This is a genomic window from Stenotrophomonas sp. 22385 (assembly GCF_052045085.1).
In the GTDB taxonomy this organism is placed as follows: Bacteria; Pseudomonadota; Gammaproteobacteria; order Xanthomonadales; family Xanthomonadaceae; genus Stenotrophomonas.
Genome location: NZ_JBQEOG010000009.1, coordinates 24,666 through 37,612 on the forward strand (window position 1 = coordinate 24,666; position 12,947 = coordinate 37,612).

A 12,947-nucleotide genomic window follows, 5' to 3' on the forward strand; every position below is an offset into this window, starting at 1 on the left:
AACGAAAGGAATTACAGAATGGGCACCAGGCCGGCGCCGAACGCGGTGAGCATGCGCACCAGCAGCCACTTCGGGCCGACATTGACCTCGGGGAAGTCGCCCACGGCGGTGTAGCAGCTGTGGAAATCCGGGTCCTGGCGACGCAGCGGCTCGGGGCAGTCCGGGCCGGGCTGGAATTCGTAGTCGGTGGCGTAGCGCCAGGGCCAGAAGTCCAGCACGGGCAGTGCTTCGGAGGCCTTGCCCACGCTGTAGTTCAGGCCTGACAGCACCGGCGGCTTGATCCGCGGCGCCACCACCCAGGAGTTCCTGGGGTGGATGTCGCGCAGGATGCTCTGTGCCAGCGCTTCGGCGAAAGCCGGGTCATCAATGATCACCGCGCCTTCGGTGTTGTAGTTCTCGCTGCGCGGGTCGAAATTGTGGGTGCCGATCACGCCGATGCGGCGGTCCACCACCAGCGATTTGGCGTGCAGGCCCATGCGTGCGCCGCTGCGGGTCACCGGCAACGGCTTGTTCACCGCCTTGGTACCCAGGAACGAGGGGCGCGTTTCGGCACGCAGCACGCGGCGCTCCACCACGCTGCCATCGGTACGGCGGCGCGCGGCCGGGCCGGGGGTGGGCTGGGGCGCGGCGCCGGCGTCAGCTGCGCTGCGCCGGTTGTTGCCGCTGCCGCGCGCGTTGCTGCCCGCCGCGCTTCCTCCCAGCAGGCTGCTGCGCCCGCTGTCGCTGCTGGGTGCGGTCCCCAGCGGGGCCGGTACCAGGTTGCGGTAGTCGACCGGGGCATCCAGCGGGAACGGCTTGAACTCGTAGATGTTGAAGCCCAGTTCACGCAGGTTGCGGCGCTTGTACTTGTAGGAGAGCGCGTAGACGATCGGGTTGTCGGTGGCCGCCAGGCTGTTGGTGGATACCACGATGCGCGGTGGCTGCTCGCGCTTGCGTAATGCCTCGAACAGCTTGCGCGCCGGCTTGGACAGCACAAGGTAGGGAGTCTGCAACAACACTTCGGTCTGCGCGCCGGCGATCAGCGAATCCAGCTGCGGCTCGGTGACATGCTGGCCGTTGGCCGGCTGGCTGGCGCGTTCGCGACGGTGTTTGCGCGGCAGGTCCGCCACATAGCGCACCGAGGACACCGGCAGTGCGGTATCGACGAACATGCGTTGGATATACGCCGGGTCCACCGCTTCATCGATCACCTGCTCCACCCGCGCCGGGCGGCGATAGTCGGCCGGCGGCATGGCCGGCGCCCCCTGCCTGAGCAGGGTGCGGCCGACATCGTTCAGGCGCTCGGCCGGGACACTGCGCTGGGCCCGCCAGAAGGCATCGAAGTTGGCGGCCATGCCGCGCGCTTCGGGGCCGGCCAGCAGCACGTCGCGATCGCGGAAGTTGTATTCGCTGTCCCAGTCGTAATAGTCGTCCTGGTAGTTGCGCCCGCCCACCACGCCCAGCGCATCGTCGATCACCAGCAGCTTGTTGTGCATGCGCTGGTTGAAGCGTCGGAAGCAGCAGATCACGCTGCCGGCGTAGTCAGCGTAGTTCAGCCGCGCCTTGCCGAAGGTCGGGTTGTAGACGCGGAGCTCGAAATTCTGATGGCTGCTGGCCAGCGCGGCCAGGATCTCAAGGTCGGAGATCGCCGAGAGCTGGTCGATCAGCACCCGTACCTTCACCCCGCGCCGGGCGGCGGCCAGCAGTTCGTCCAGCACCAGCCGGGCGCTGTCGTCCTTGTCGAAGATGTAGGTCTGCAGATCGATGCTGCGGGTGGCGCTGCGGATGAGGTTGATGCGCGCCACCAGCGCGGTCTCGCCCTCGTCCAGGATGGTGGCGTAATGGCGCGGGGCCGCTTCCGTGGATTCGCTGAAGGCCTGCCCGCCCAGTGCCCGCAGTGGCGAATCAAGTGCGCAGCGGTCGGGCTGATCGCAATCCACCACATGCGAGCGCGCCTGTGCCGCAATGGCGACCGCGCGCTCGCGCTGCGCGTTGGACAGCGACGCGCAGCCGCTGCCCAGCAACAGGATTGCCAGCACTACCACCCGCAGCAGGGAATTCACGGTTTCGGCGCCTCGTTGAGACGCGCACGCAGGACAAAGGTCACTCGATCACTCAGGGCTAGCTGCCAGCTGTCCATTCCATACCGGCCACGCTGGACGGTACCGCGGCTGACCACGTCGCAATCATACCCGGCCCGGGGGCAGGACGCCGCCTCGACCTGCAGGGTCTCCGGGTGGGACACCCCGCGCAGGATCAGCCGCCCGTGGATGCCGCCCCCCTTTTCGACCAGGTCCGGCGAATAGGGCACCGAATCGAACTCCACCACCGGGTAGCGCCGGGCGTCGAAGAACTCCTCGCCGCGCATCCAGGCGGTGTAACGGTCCTTGCCGGGAATCTCTACATAGCCGGTGAACATGCGCAGGTGGACCTGGTGGCGACCGTCGGACAGCACGTCGATGCGGCCTTCAAAACGCGGGAACACCCCTTCGATGCGCTGGCCCAGCCGGGTGCGTATCTCGAAGCCCAGGCGCGAGCGCGCGGTGTCCAGCTCCATCACCTTCTGCGGTGTGGACTGGGCCGGGGGCAGGGCCGGTACCGGGGGTTCGGCACGCACCGCCCCCGCCGCCAGCCCGAGCAGACAGCACAACAGGGTCCGTACTGCTGTCACGGCTTACGGCCACCAGAACTGGGTCAAGGTCGCCGCGCCGGGTTCGATGGTGGAATCACCCTTGAAGGTAAGGACTGCGATACCACCCGGCGCCATGCCACGGTAATCGCTGCTCGATCCCTCGGTCAGGAACGGCACCAGCTGCTCCAGGCCGGGGTTGTGCCCGACCACCAGCAGCCGGTCTACGTCCCAGCGCTTTTCGATGACGTCGGTGAGCGCCCCGGGGGTAGCGTCGTAGATCCGGTCTTCCAGCATCTTCTCAACAAATCCGGTTTTGCCGAGCACCGCTTCCAGGGTCTCCCGGGTACGCCGCGACGGGGAACACACCACACAATCAGGCAGCAGGTTGTTTTCGGTCAGCCACTTGCCCGCAGCCTCGGCTTCGGCCAGGCCCACCGGCGAAAGGGGGCGGTCGATATCTTCTTGCCCGTTGGCCGCAGGTTCGGCATGAGCGTGGCGCAGCAGGATCAGTTCTCGCATAAGGCTCTCTTCTTGCTCAGGCAATCTTCAACCACTTCAACAGTGGCTCCCAGTCACTCTGGTGCTCGCGCACCTGCGCGGAGCGGTAATCGAACAAGCTTCGGCCCAGGCCCGTCATGACCACGTAGCCTTGGGTATCGCGCAGCTGCGTGACCACCGGGTAAGGCCATTCCGCCAGCATCCCCAGCGCCTGGCGCGAGGTCTGGGTCCACGGCTTGGTGCGGTTGAGCACCAGCCCCACCGGCAGCTTGCGCTTGTGCACGCGCGGGACCTTGGACAGGCTGTTGAGGAAACCGACGATGGCCTCGATATCCAGCGCCGAGGGCAGCACCGGCACCACCACGGCGTCGGCCACGTCCAGGAAGGCGTCCAGCTCACCGGCCCGGGCACCGGCGGGGGCGTCGATGACCAGTACCTCGGTATCGTCGGGCACGTGCTTGAGCGGGTGCTTGCCGCTGGCGTCGATGGGCAGCACCGCGCTTTCCAGCCCGGCACGGCGTTCGGCCCAGCGGGTGCTGGAGCCCTGGGGGTCGGCGTCGGCCAGCACGGTCCGTTTGCCGGCCAGGGCGGCCTGCGCCGCCAGGTGGGTGGCAATGGTGGTTTTACCCACCCCACCCTTGGAACCGGCTACCAGGATCGTCTTCATGCCAGCCTCGCTTCCGGGGAACGTGACCCGAGCGTACACCGCCCTCCGTGATGGAGATAGTCGCGCCGCTGAACCCCCCTGCATCCCCCGTCGCTTTGCTATCGTGCGCGATCCAATGGACTGCATGCCGGCATGAGCGAGTTACAGGACCTCAGCGCGTTGATCCGCGCCAATACCCCGCTGATCGTGATCGAAACCCAGGACGAGGGGCGTGTGGTGGAGCTGTTCCGGCAGACCCTGATGCATGTCTGGCGGGCCCTGCACCGCTGGTCCATCACCGAAGGGCTGCGCCGGATCGACATGGACCGCGAGGACGACGCGGTCGGCCCGCCCGATGCCAGCTCGGCCCTGCAGATGATCCGCCAGGCCGACCAGCGCGGCATCTACCTTCTGCTCGATTTCCATCCCTACCTCGGCTACGCCAGCCACCAGCGCGCGCTGCGCGACCTGATCCAGCGCCGCCACTGCGAAGCCCATGTGCTGGTGCTGATCGGCGCGAAGGTGGAGCTGCCGGCCGAGCTGGAGGCGCTGGCCACCCGCTTCAACCCGCGCCTGCCCGACCCCAACGCGCTGCTCAAGATGCTGCGCGAGGAAGTGGCCGCCTATGCACGCGAGAACGGTGGCCGCCGGGTCGAAGTGGACAACGATGCGGTCAAGAAGATCCTCCACAACCTGCGTGGACTGAGCCTGGTGGATGCGCGGCGGATCGCCCGCCAGCTGATCTTTGCCGACGGCGCGATCAGCCAGGATGACCTGCCGCAGCTGGCCAAGCTGAAGTTCGAGCTGCTCAACCGCGCCGGGCACCTGCATTACGAGTACGACACCACCCGCTTCGCCGACGTGGCTGGTGCCAACCGTCTCAAGCGCTGGGTCAACCAGCGCCGTGCCGTGTTCCTGGGCGGACAGGGCCCGGCCGGGCTGGACCCGCCCAAGGGCATGCTGCTGCTGGGCGTGCAGGGCTGCGGCAAATCGATGCTGGCCAAGGCCACGGCGGCCGGCTTCGGGGTGCCGCTGCTGCGCCTTGACTTCGGCAGCCTGTACGACAAGTTCCACGGCGAAACCGAGAAGAACCTGCGCGAGGCACTGGCCTCGGCGGAGCAGTTGGCGCCCTGTGTGTTGTGGATTGACGAGATCGAGAAAGGCCTGGCCAGTGGTGGCGAAGATGGCGGCGTGTCCCGGCGCGTGCTGGGCCACCTGCTGACCTGGCTGGCCGAGCGCAAGAGTCAGGTGTTCATCGTGGCCACCGCCAACCAGGTGCATGAGCTGCCACCGGAGCTGCTGCGCAAGGGCCGCTTCGACGAGATTTTCTTCGTCGACCTGCCCGACGCCAACACCCGGGTCGAGCTGCTGCGCCTGCACCTGGGCCGGCGCACGCTCAACGCCGACGAATTCGCCCTGCCGGCGCTGGCCGCGGCGTGTGATGGCTTTTCGGGGGCGGAAATCGAACAGGCCGTGGTGGCCGGGCTGTACGCGGCACATGCCGATGAGCGTGCGCTGGACACCGAGCTGCTGATGAACGAGATCCGTGGCAGCCGCCCGCTGTCGGTGCTGATGGCCGAACAGGTCAACGGCCTGCGCGACTGGGCACGCGGGCGTACTGTCAGCGCGGACGAATAGACCACGCTCCAGCGCGGTGCGGCGACCGGCTTCGACCATGGTCGAAGCCGGCATGACCTGCGGGTGTTACGGCCAGGCCGGCGGGTGCGCCGCCCACGCCTGCTGCACTTCGGCCAAGGTGGCACGTTCACTGTCGCGCCAGTTCGGCAGCGCCTGCGCGTAGCCGTCGCTGGTGGTCCAACGCTGCGGCTCGGTGCGCACGGCGGCGGCATACCACTTCACCGCTTCGTCCTTGCGACCCAGCGTCCACAACGCCAGCGCGTAGGTCGGCGGCGCCCACGATGCGTTGCCGCGAAGGCCCTGCTGGGCGCTGTGCCACTGCACCAGGGCCGCCTCGGCGTCACCTTGGCGGAACAGGTCCCAGCCATGGTTCCAGCGGACCATGCGACCCGGAACCGAGGTGCCCGGCGCGTTCTTTTCCGCATCGGCATACAGCTCGCGGCCCAGCTCCGGGCGGCCCTGTGCATAGGCCACGCTGGCCAGCTGCACGGTGGCTTCCAGTGCCTTGCGGCCCCGTTCGCGTTGTTTCATCAGCTGGTCGACGACATCGCTGCTGTCGGCCGGCACGACCACCGGCGTGACCGCAGCCACGTCGTCGTCGAAATAGAACTCCTGCAATGCCGGCAACGATTGCGCTGCCGCCCCGAACACGGTCATCCCCGCCGCCAGCACCATGCCGGTCAGCATCTTTCTTGCCACTGCCATACAAACTCCCCCAGGTTGTCACAACAACCTCCCTCCCCGATCCTAACCGCAGCCCGGCCCCGGTGCGAGTCCCGAAGGCCAGAAAATGCCCGGCTGATACAATTCCGCCCTTTCCGGCCGCCCTCGCGGTGGCCGTGCCAGCCGTCAGCACGGGCCAGCCATGACCAGTACCGCCGAACTCACCTCGCCTTCGTCCGCCAACCTGCCTGCCGGGCCGCTGGACGACAGCTACACGCTGGACCACAAGTACACCCGTACCGACGGTCGCATCTACCTGAGCGGGGTGCAGGCGCTGGTACGCCTGCCGCTGATGCAGCAGCTGCGCGACCAGGCCGCCGGGCTGGACACTGCCGGCTTCATCAGCGGCTACCGCGGCAGCCCGCTGGGCGGCTTCGACCTGGAACTGTGGCGCGCCCGCCAGCACCTGGACGCGGCGCGGGTGAAGTTCACCCCCGGCCTCAACGAGGACCTGGGCGCGACCATGGTCTGGGGCACCCAGCAGACCAACCTGTTTCCCGGCGCCAGGGTCCAGGGCGTATACGGCATGTGGTATGGCAAGGGCCCGGGCGTGGACCGCTGCGGCGATGTGTTCAAGCATGCCAACGCCGCCGGCACCTCCGTGCACGGCGGCGTGCTGGCGCTGGCCGCCGACGACCATGCCTGCCGCAGCTCCACCCTGCCGCACGGCAGCGAAGATGAATTCGTCAGCGCGATGATGCCGGTGCTCAATCCGGCCGGGGTGCAGGACATCCTGGACATGGGCCTGCTGGGCTGGGCCATGAGCCGCTATACCGGGCGCTGGATCGGCTTCAAGACCATCGCCGAAACGGTGGAATCGTCCGCGTCGGTGCAGGTGGACCCGTTCGCGCGCCGGATCGTACTGCCCGAAGACTTCGAGATGCCCGCCGGCGGGCTCAACATCCGCTGGCCGGACCCGCCGCTGGACCAGGAAATGCGCCTGCACCGCTATGCGGTCAAGGCCGCCCAGGCGTTCGCACGGGCCAACGGCATCGATCGGGTGGTGATGGATTCGCCGCGCGCGCGGCTGGGCATCGTCACCACCGGCAAGAGCTACCTGGACGTGCTGCAGGCTCTGGAATACCTGGGCCTGGACGAGCGCGCCTGCGCCGACATCGGCATCCGCGTGTACAAGGTCGGCATGACCTGGCCGTTGGAGCCGGAAGGCATCGCGCGCTTCGCCCAGGGCCTGGAAGACATCGTGGTGGTGGAGGAGAAGCGGGCCTTCATCGAGCGGCAGATGAAGGAACAGTTCTACAACTGGCCGGCCAGCGCCGGTCCGCGCCCGTCGATCGTGGGCAAGTACGACGAACAGGGCACGTGGATCCTGCCGTCCACCAATGAACTGACCCCGGCCACCATTGCCGGCGTGATCGGCCGGCGCATCCAGCGTTTCTTCACCAATGACTCCATCGAACAGCGCCTGCGCTGGATGGATGCCAAGGAAGCCGAACTGGCACTGCCGCGCGCCAGTTTCCCGCGCGTGCCGCACTACTGCTCGGGTTGCCCGCACAACACCTCCACCCGCGTGCCGGAAGGCTCGCGCGCACTGGGCGGCATCGGTTGCCATTACATGGTCACCTGGATGGACCGCAGCACCGATACCTTCACCCACATGGGTGGCGAAGGCGTGACCTGGGCCGGGCAGGCTGCGTTCACCGACACCGAACACGTGTTCCAGAACCTGGGCGATGGCACCTATTTCCACAGTGGCTCGCTGGCGATCCGCCAGGCCATCGCTGCCGGGGTCAACATCACCTACAAGATCCTCTACAACGATGCGGTGGCGATGACCGGCGGCCAGCCTGTGGACGGCACCCTCACCGTGCCGCAGATCGCCCACCAGATGCGCGCCGAAGGCGTGCAGACGATCGTGCTGGTGAGCGATGAGATCGGCAAGTGGAACAAGCGCGAGCTGTTCCCGGAGGGCGTGGAATTCCATGACCGCGCCGAGCTGGATGCCGTGCAGAAGAAGCTGCGCGAGGTAAAGGGCACCAGCATCCTGATCTACGAACAGACCTGCGCCACCGAAAAGCGCCGCCGCCGCAAGCGCGGCAAGCTGGTCGACCCGCCCAAGCGCGTGGTGGTCAATTCGCTGGTCTGCGAAGGCTGCGGCGATTGCGGCCAGAAGAGCTTCTGCGTGTCGGTGCTGCCAAAGGAAACCGAGTTCGGGCGCAAGCGCGATATCGACCAGTCCAACTGCAACAAGGACTATTCCTGCACCACCGGTTTCTGCCCCAGCTTCGTCACCGTGCACGGCGGCACGCTGCGCAAGGGCTCGCGCAGCGAGCGCAGCAGCCTGCTCGACAACCTGCCCGCACCGACCTTCCGCAGCACGCTCGAGCAGCCCTGGAACATCCTGATCACCGGCGTCGGCGGCACCGGCGTGGTGACCATCGGTGCGTTGCTCGGCATGGCCGGGCACCTCGAAGGCAAGGGCGCCAGCGTGCTCGACCAGACCGGCCTGGCCCAGAAGGGCGGTGCGGTGACCACCCATATCCGCATTGCCAAGCGCCCCGAAGACATCCATGCGGTACGCATCGCCGCAGGTGAAGCCGACCTGGTGGTGGGCTGCGACATGGTGGTGGTGAACGATTACTGGGCGCTGTCGAAGGTGCGCGCCGAACGCTCGCAGGTGGTGCTCAACACCTATGAAGCGATGCCGGGCACCTTCACCACCCGCCCGGACATGCAGTTCCCGTCTGCCGACATCATTGCCGGTATCCGCGTGGCGCTGGGCGGCCGCGAGCCGCTGCTGCTGGATGCCACCCAGCTGGCCACCGCGCTGCTGGGCGATGCGATTGCTTCCAACCTGTTCATCCTGGGCTACGCCTGGCAGCAGGGCCTGGTCCCGATTTCCTTCGAAGCGCTGATGCGCGCGGTCGAGCTCAATGGCGCGGCGGTGGCGATGAACCAGCAGGCGTTCGCCTGGGGCCGGCTGGCCGCGGTGGATCCGCAGGCGGTGCAGCAGGCCGCAGGGTTGGTCCGCAACGGCCATACCGATGCCGAGCGCACCCCGGGTCCGCTGCATGATCTCCCGCCGGGCGAATGGGAAGGCAACGAATGGGGCGCCACCGCGGCACCGCGCGAAACCGGCGACGAACGCGAACTGCGTGGCCTTCCCGGGCATGGCGGCGGCAGCGACGTGGCGTTCCTGCCGCTGGATGACGAGCGCCTGTCGCGTTCACTGGATGAGCTGGTGGAACGCCGTGTGCGCTTCCTCACCGACTACCAGGATGCGGCCTATGCCGCGCGCTACCGCACGCTGGTCGACCGCGTGCGCACGGCAGAGTGGGACAAGGCCGGCAGCACCGCGCTGACCGAGACCGTGGCGCGTTACTACTTCAAGCTCATGGCCTACAAGGACGAGTATGAAGTGGCACGCCTGTACACCAGCGGCGAATTCCAGCGCCGCCTGCAGCAGCAGTTCGAAGGCGATTTCGAAGTGCGCTTCCACCTGGCCCCGCCGCTGTTTGCGAAGAAGGACGAACAGGGCCGCCTGATCAAGCAGGAATACGGCCCGTGGATGCTCAAGGCGTTCGGCCTGCTGGCCAAGCTCAAGTTCCTGCGTGGGGGCACCTTCGACATCTTCGGCCGCACCGAAGAACGCCGTGGCGAGCGCCAGCTGATTGCCGACTACGAGCAGACCGTGGCACTGCTGCTGGACGGGCTGAGCGATGACCGCGTGGCCCTGGCGGTGGAAATTGCCAGCATTCCCGAGCACATCCGCGGCTACGGGCATGTAAAGGAAGCGCACCTGCAGAAGGCCAAGGCGCGGGAAGCGGTGCTGCTGGCGCAGTGGCGCAACCCGAAGGCGCTGCATATCGTGCAGGTGGCGTAGCCCGCTACCGAAGGCAATCCATGGGTTGCCCTCGGCAATTGACCCCTTGGAGTCAAAGTCACCGAGCGCCAACATTCATAAAATGTCGTCGCTCGGTGACTTTTGCGATAGTCCGCAGTTTTCTGGCTGATGATTGAGCACATGTATCAAACGGCCCGGCTCGATTGAAATGTAAGCGTTCGCATACACCTGCCATCGAACATCCCATTCTGGAAACACTGGTCCAGGAGATCGCCTCCAGCTGCCTGCGCTGCCTGGCCAAATTTTCCAGCGAAAGCTGATCACCCGTGCCGCCACGCGCAGGGGCACATGAGGTCGAATACGTCAGCCAGGAACACCGGCGCCCGCAGGCTCGTCTATGATCGGGCGACGACAGGGACGATCGGAGGCGGGCGATGGACGACGACAGGAAACTGCGCGGGCCCCGGGTACTGAGGGTTACGGACCCCTTCCACGACGCCCAGCTGCTGCGCGACGTGGCGATCATCAACACACAGACGACAGAAGCGCTCGGGCCGTTGCCATCGGGTGGCTTACCGATCCTGCGCAAACGCAGGCCGCTTCCGCTGTTGCCGGAAACACCGATGCCCACCGGGCGCGATGATGAGGAAAGTGCGATGCCGAAGATCCCCATGCAGGTTGTCGCCGTCGCCAGCCTGGCACTGGCCGCCTGCGCCACGCCTGGGGCGGCCACGCCCACGGCCACACAGATGCAGGAGAACGTGCCGGTGTCCGCTGCCCGCTATACCTATCCTGAGACGCCGGTACTGACCAGCGGTGAGTTGGTGCCCGAAGGTGATCCTGCCATCGCGGCGAAGATGAACTACAGGCCGGTGGAATGGCCGTTGCGGTTTGAGAAGCATAGCTTCAGCGCTCGCTGCTACGACACGCGTGAGTGTGAAGTTGTATACGACAACCTGCGCCACGGTGACGCTCGACCCTCGCCGCCCGCCTCGACGTACGGAACCGACTACCTTGAAGGCTGGATGGGCGGGCACGGTGGAATCAGAAATTTCCCACCTGCCGCAAAAGTTTCCTGGGTTTCCAAGGATGGCACTCCACTCGAAGCCGAGATTGATGTCGGAGACATCTTCAAGGATGAACTCATCCGGCATTTCGTTCCTAAAGAGGAGGTTGCTGACCTTCCTGATGGAAGGAACGAGAGCCCGCCTTCGATTCTCCTCGAGGTCAATGATCGTGTCATACGCGTGTACATGAGGGCTTCTGTACCAACGAAGCACCTTCAGAAGCCCGGAAATCGACACAGCATCTCGCGTCGCGATCTTGTACTGGTGAAGACATACAGCTACTGAGCAAAGGGAGTATTGCCGTGGGAAAGGTGAGTTCCAGAGGAGGCAGCCGCCCGGCTACCGCCAATGATCTTCAAATGGAGCAGGCGTTACGACAGGAGTTGGAGCACCTATCGGTTCCCGTCCTGCAGCGCGGCGATGCATCTCACGAGTACCTGTATCTGGCCTTTCTCGACGGTACTGGCCAAGACCTCAACAACTCTCGACTTGGCGCGCCAACCACGGTTGGACTGCTGTTTGAACAGGCGGACCGACTGGAGAAGAACGCGAGCAATCGAATCGGCTCCCATTACTCGCAGGGCATCGGGACCCAGAGCAATGCCGTTGGCCGGGCATTCGACGGTTTGATTGCGTACTCATGGGAGGATGGAATAAAGAGCGCGTATCGCGACCTTGCAGTTCAGGCTAGTGCCTGGGTCAACAACGATCCTCAAGCCGAAATCCGCGTCGTTGGCATCGGCTACAGTCGCGGCGCGGTACAGACAGCCGGCCTGCTCCGGTTGATTGATGAGTACGGCATCGTTCCTGAAGAAGGCCTCGGGTTCGGCCATGACAAGAACGGCAACATCAGCGTCATCAGCCGATTGCCACCGCTGGTGCCGCCAGGCCAGACCGCACAGGCCACCCTGCTGCTGGATCCGGTGGCAACCAACATGCCCGCCAACTACGACGCCCGGCTGCCACCGAGCGTGATCTCGCGCGTGGCGATCATGGCCGCTCACGAGCGGCGCGAGCTGTTTCCGCACCAGGCCATCAACGATCCCGGGATGACGCCGGATGGGCGTGCGATCAATGTAGCCGCGCCCGGTGGCCATTCCAACGTGGGCGGCGGGAACCGCGATGCAGGCCTGGAGATCCTGACCGGCAACGCTGCCATCGACTATCTGAACACGTTGCGCGACCAGCCACTGTTCGAGAAGCGCGCCGTGCCGATGGACCTGGATACGATGACGCTGTACCAGGCAGGCGGCGCGACTGCGCTGTACGGGCTGAAGATCGACGGCGATGGCCAGCGCAATCTGCGCGAGGCGCTGGCCAACTGCAAGATCGTCGACCCGTGCAACGACTCCGAGCCGATTGACCAGGCGCTGGCGGCGCGGTTCGAACACCGCTCCATCCAGCCCGATCCGGTGGAACAGGCGCAGCTGCAGGCCCTGGTGGCGCTGGCCGCGCAGCGCGATCAGCGGAGGGTGCCGGACGTTCCCACGAACGCGGACAACCCGACGCTGGCCCGCATCCGGGAAGGCGTGCAGGCCGCCGAGGACAAGGGGCAGGTCAGATTCGCAAACGGGCTGGAACGGGAACAGTTCTGCCACTCGGCGTTGGCCTGCGCGATGGACAACCGGGAAACGCACCGGGCGTTGTACCCCGGCAGCGTCACCGGCCCGCTGCAGGGGATCGAGATCTCCCGTGTCGATGAGGTTGTGTTTGGGTCGAAGGGCTACGCCTTCCTCGTCCAGCATGGGAGCGGACCGCATGACCAGCAGCGGGTGCCGTTTGATATCGAGCTGGCCAAACAGACGCCGGTGGCGGTGTCGGACCAGAAGCGGGAGGCTGCCGCCAGTGAGATCGAGCAGCAGGCGTGGCAGTTGCAGCACGTCGGTCCGCAGCAGGCCCAGGAGCCTGCGCTGGGTGGGTTTGCGCGGTAACCGGCGCAGGGACACGCCACGCGTGTCCGCG

The 12,947-nt window shown here is 66.2% G+C and carries 9 protein-coding genes; 4 read left to right on the plus strand and 5 right to left on the minus strand.

Going from position 1 to position 12,947, the window contains the following annotated elements:
- Positions 1-11: 11 nt before the first annotated feature.
- From ACTJI4_RS15730 to ACTJI4_RS15745, 4 genes are all read right to left on the minus strand, one after another.
- On the minus strand, positions 12-2,042 hold the full coding sequence (locus ACTJI4_RS15730) for a phospholipase D family protein (RefSeq protein ID WP_392923334.1): 2,031 nt from the start codon (positions 2,040-2,042) through the stop codon (positions 12-14).
- Entirely contained in the window at positions 2,039-2,536 is a 498-nt protein-coding gene (locus ACTJI4_RS15735; RefSeq protein WP_392923600.1) for a YceI family protein, read from the minus strand. Before ACTJI4_RS15735 ends, ACTJI4_RS15730 begins: the two co-directional genes overlap by 4 nt.
- 117 nt (positions 2,537-2,653) lie before the next feature.
- Positions 2,654-3,130: a SixA phosphatase family protein gene (locus ACTJI4_RS15740; RefSeq protein WP_440869880.1), complete on the minus strand. Its 477-nt coding sequence runs from the start codon at positions 3,128-3,130 to the stop codon at positions 2,654-2,656.
- A 16-nt stretch (positions 3,131-3,146) separates the two neighbouring features.
- Positions 3,147-3,776, minus strand: coding sequence for a nucleotide-binding protein (locus tag ACTJI4_RS15745; protein WP_392923328.1), 630 nt, complete (start codon positions 3,774-3,776; stop codon positions 3,147-3,149).
- Positions 3,777-3,908: 132 nt separating this feature from the next.
- Here ACTJI4_RS15745 and ACTJI4_RS15750 point away from each other — a divergent pair, with 132 nt between their 5' ends.
- Positions 3,909-5,393: an AAA family ATPase gene (locus tag ACTJI4_RS15750; RefSeq protein WP_440869881.1), complete on the plus strand. Its 1,485-nt coding sequence runs from the start codon at positions 3,909-3,911 to the stop codon at positions 5,391-5,393.
- 66 nt (positions 5,394-5,459) lie between these two features.
- On the opposite strand, the gene ACTJI4_RS15755 is transcribed toward ACTJI4_RS15750, so the two are convergent.
- Entirely contained in the window at positions 5,460-6,098 is a 639-nt protein-coding gene (locus ACTJI4_RS15755; RefSeq protein ID WP_440869882.1) for a tetratricopeptide repeat protein, read from the minus strand.
- A 160-nt stretch (positions 6,099-6,258) separates the two neighbouring features.
- Here ACTJI4_RS15755 and ACTJI4_RS15760 point away from each other — a divergent pair, with 160 nt between their 5' ends.
- The 3 genes from ACTJI4_RS15760 (at position 6,259) to ACTJI4_RS15770 (ending at position 12,916) form a co-directional block, all read left to right on the plus strand.
- Positions 6,259-9,957, plus strand: a complete 3,699-nt coding sequence (locus tag ACTJI4_RS15760) for an indolepyruvate ferredoxin oxidoreductase family protein (protein ID WP_440869883.1) — start codon at positions 6,259-6,261, stop codon at positions 9,955-9,957.
- Between the two features lie 395 nt (positions 9,958-10,352).
- The gene (locus tag ACTJI4_RS15765) at positions 10,353-11,270 is read left to right on the plus strand and encodes a hypothetical protein (protein ID WP_440869884.1); all 918 of its coding nucleotides are present in this window, start codon (positions 10,353-10,355) and stop codon (positions 11,268-11,270) included.
- A 74-nt stretch (positions 11,271-11,344) separates the two neighbouring features.
- A complete protein-coding gene (locus tag ACTJI4_RS15770) occupies positions 11,345-12,916 on the plus strand; it encodes a phospholipase effector Tle1 domain-containing protein (RefSeq protein WP_440869885.1) in 1,572 nt (523 codons plus the stop codon).
- Positions 12,917-12,947 lie beyond the last annotated feature (31 nt).

Bases quoted from the DNA above. Each gene is read 5' to 3' on its own strand.
- ACTJI4_RS15735 (WP_392923600.1), bottom strand. From the start codon at position 2,536: ATGGAGCTGGACACCGCGCGCTCGCGCCTGGGCTTCGAGATACGCACC.
- ACTJI4_RS15740 (WP_440869880.1), bottom strand. From the start codon at position 3,130: ATGCGAGAACTGATCCTGCTGCGCCACGCTCATGCCGAACCTGCGGCC.
- ACTJI4_RS15745 (WP_392923328.1), bottom strand. From the start codon at position 3,776: ATGAAGACGATCCTGGTAGCCGGTTCCAAGGGTGGGGTGGGTAAAACC.
- ACTJI4_RS15750 (WP_440869881.1), top strand. From the start codon at position 3,909: ATGAGCGAGTTACAGGACCTCAGCGCGTTGATCCGCGCCAATACCCCG.
- ACTJI4_RS15755 (WP_440869882.1), bottom strand. From the start codon at position 6,098: ATGGCAGTGGCAAGAAAGATGCTGACCGGCATGGTGCTGGCGGCGGGG.
- ACTJI4_RS15760 (WP_440869883.1), top strand. From the start codon at position 6,259: ATGACCAGTACCGCCGAACTCACCTCGCCTTCGTCCGCCAACCTGCCT.
- ACTJI4_RS15765 (WP_440869884.1), top strand. From the start codon at position 10,353: ATGGACGACGACAGGAAACTGCGCGGGCCCCGGGTACTGAGGGTTACG.
- ACTJI4_RS15770 (WP_440869885.1), top strand. From the start codon at position 11,345: ATGGAGCAGGCGTTACGACAGGAGTTGGAGCACCTATCGGTTCCCGTC.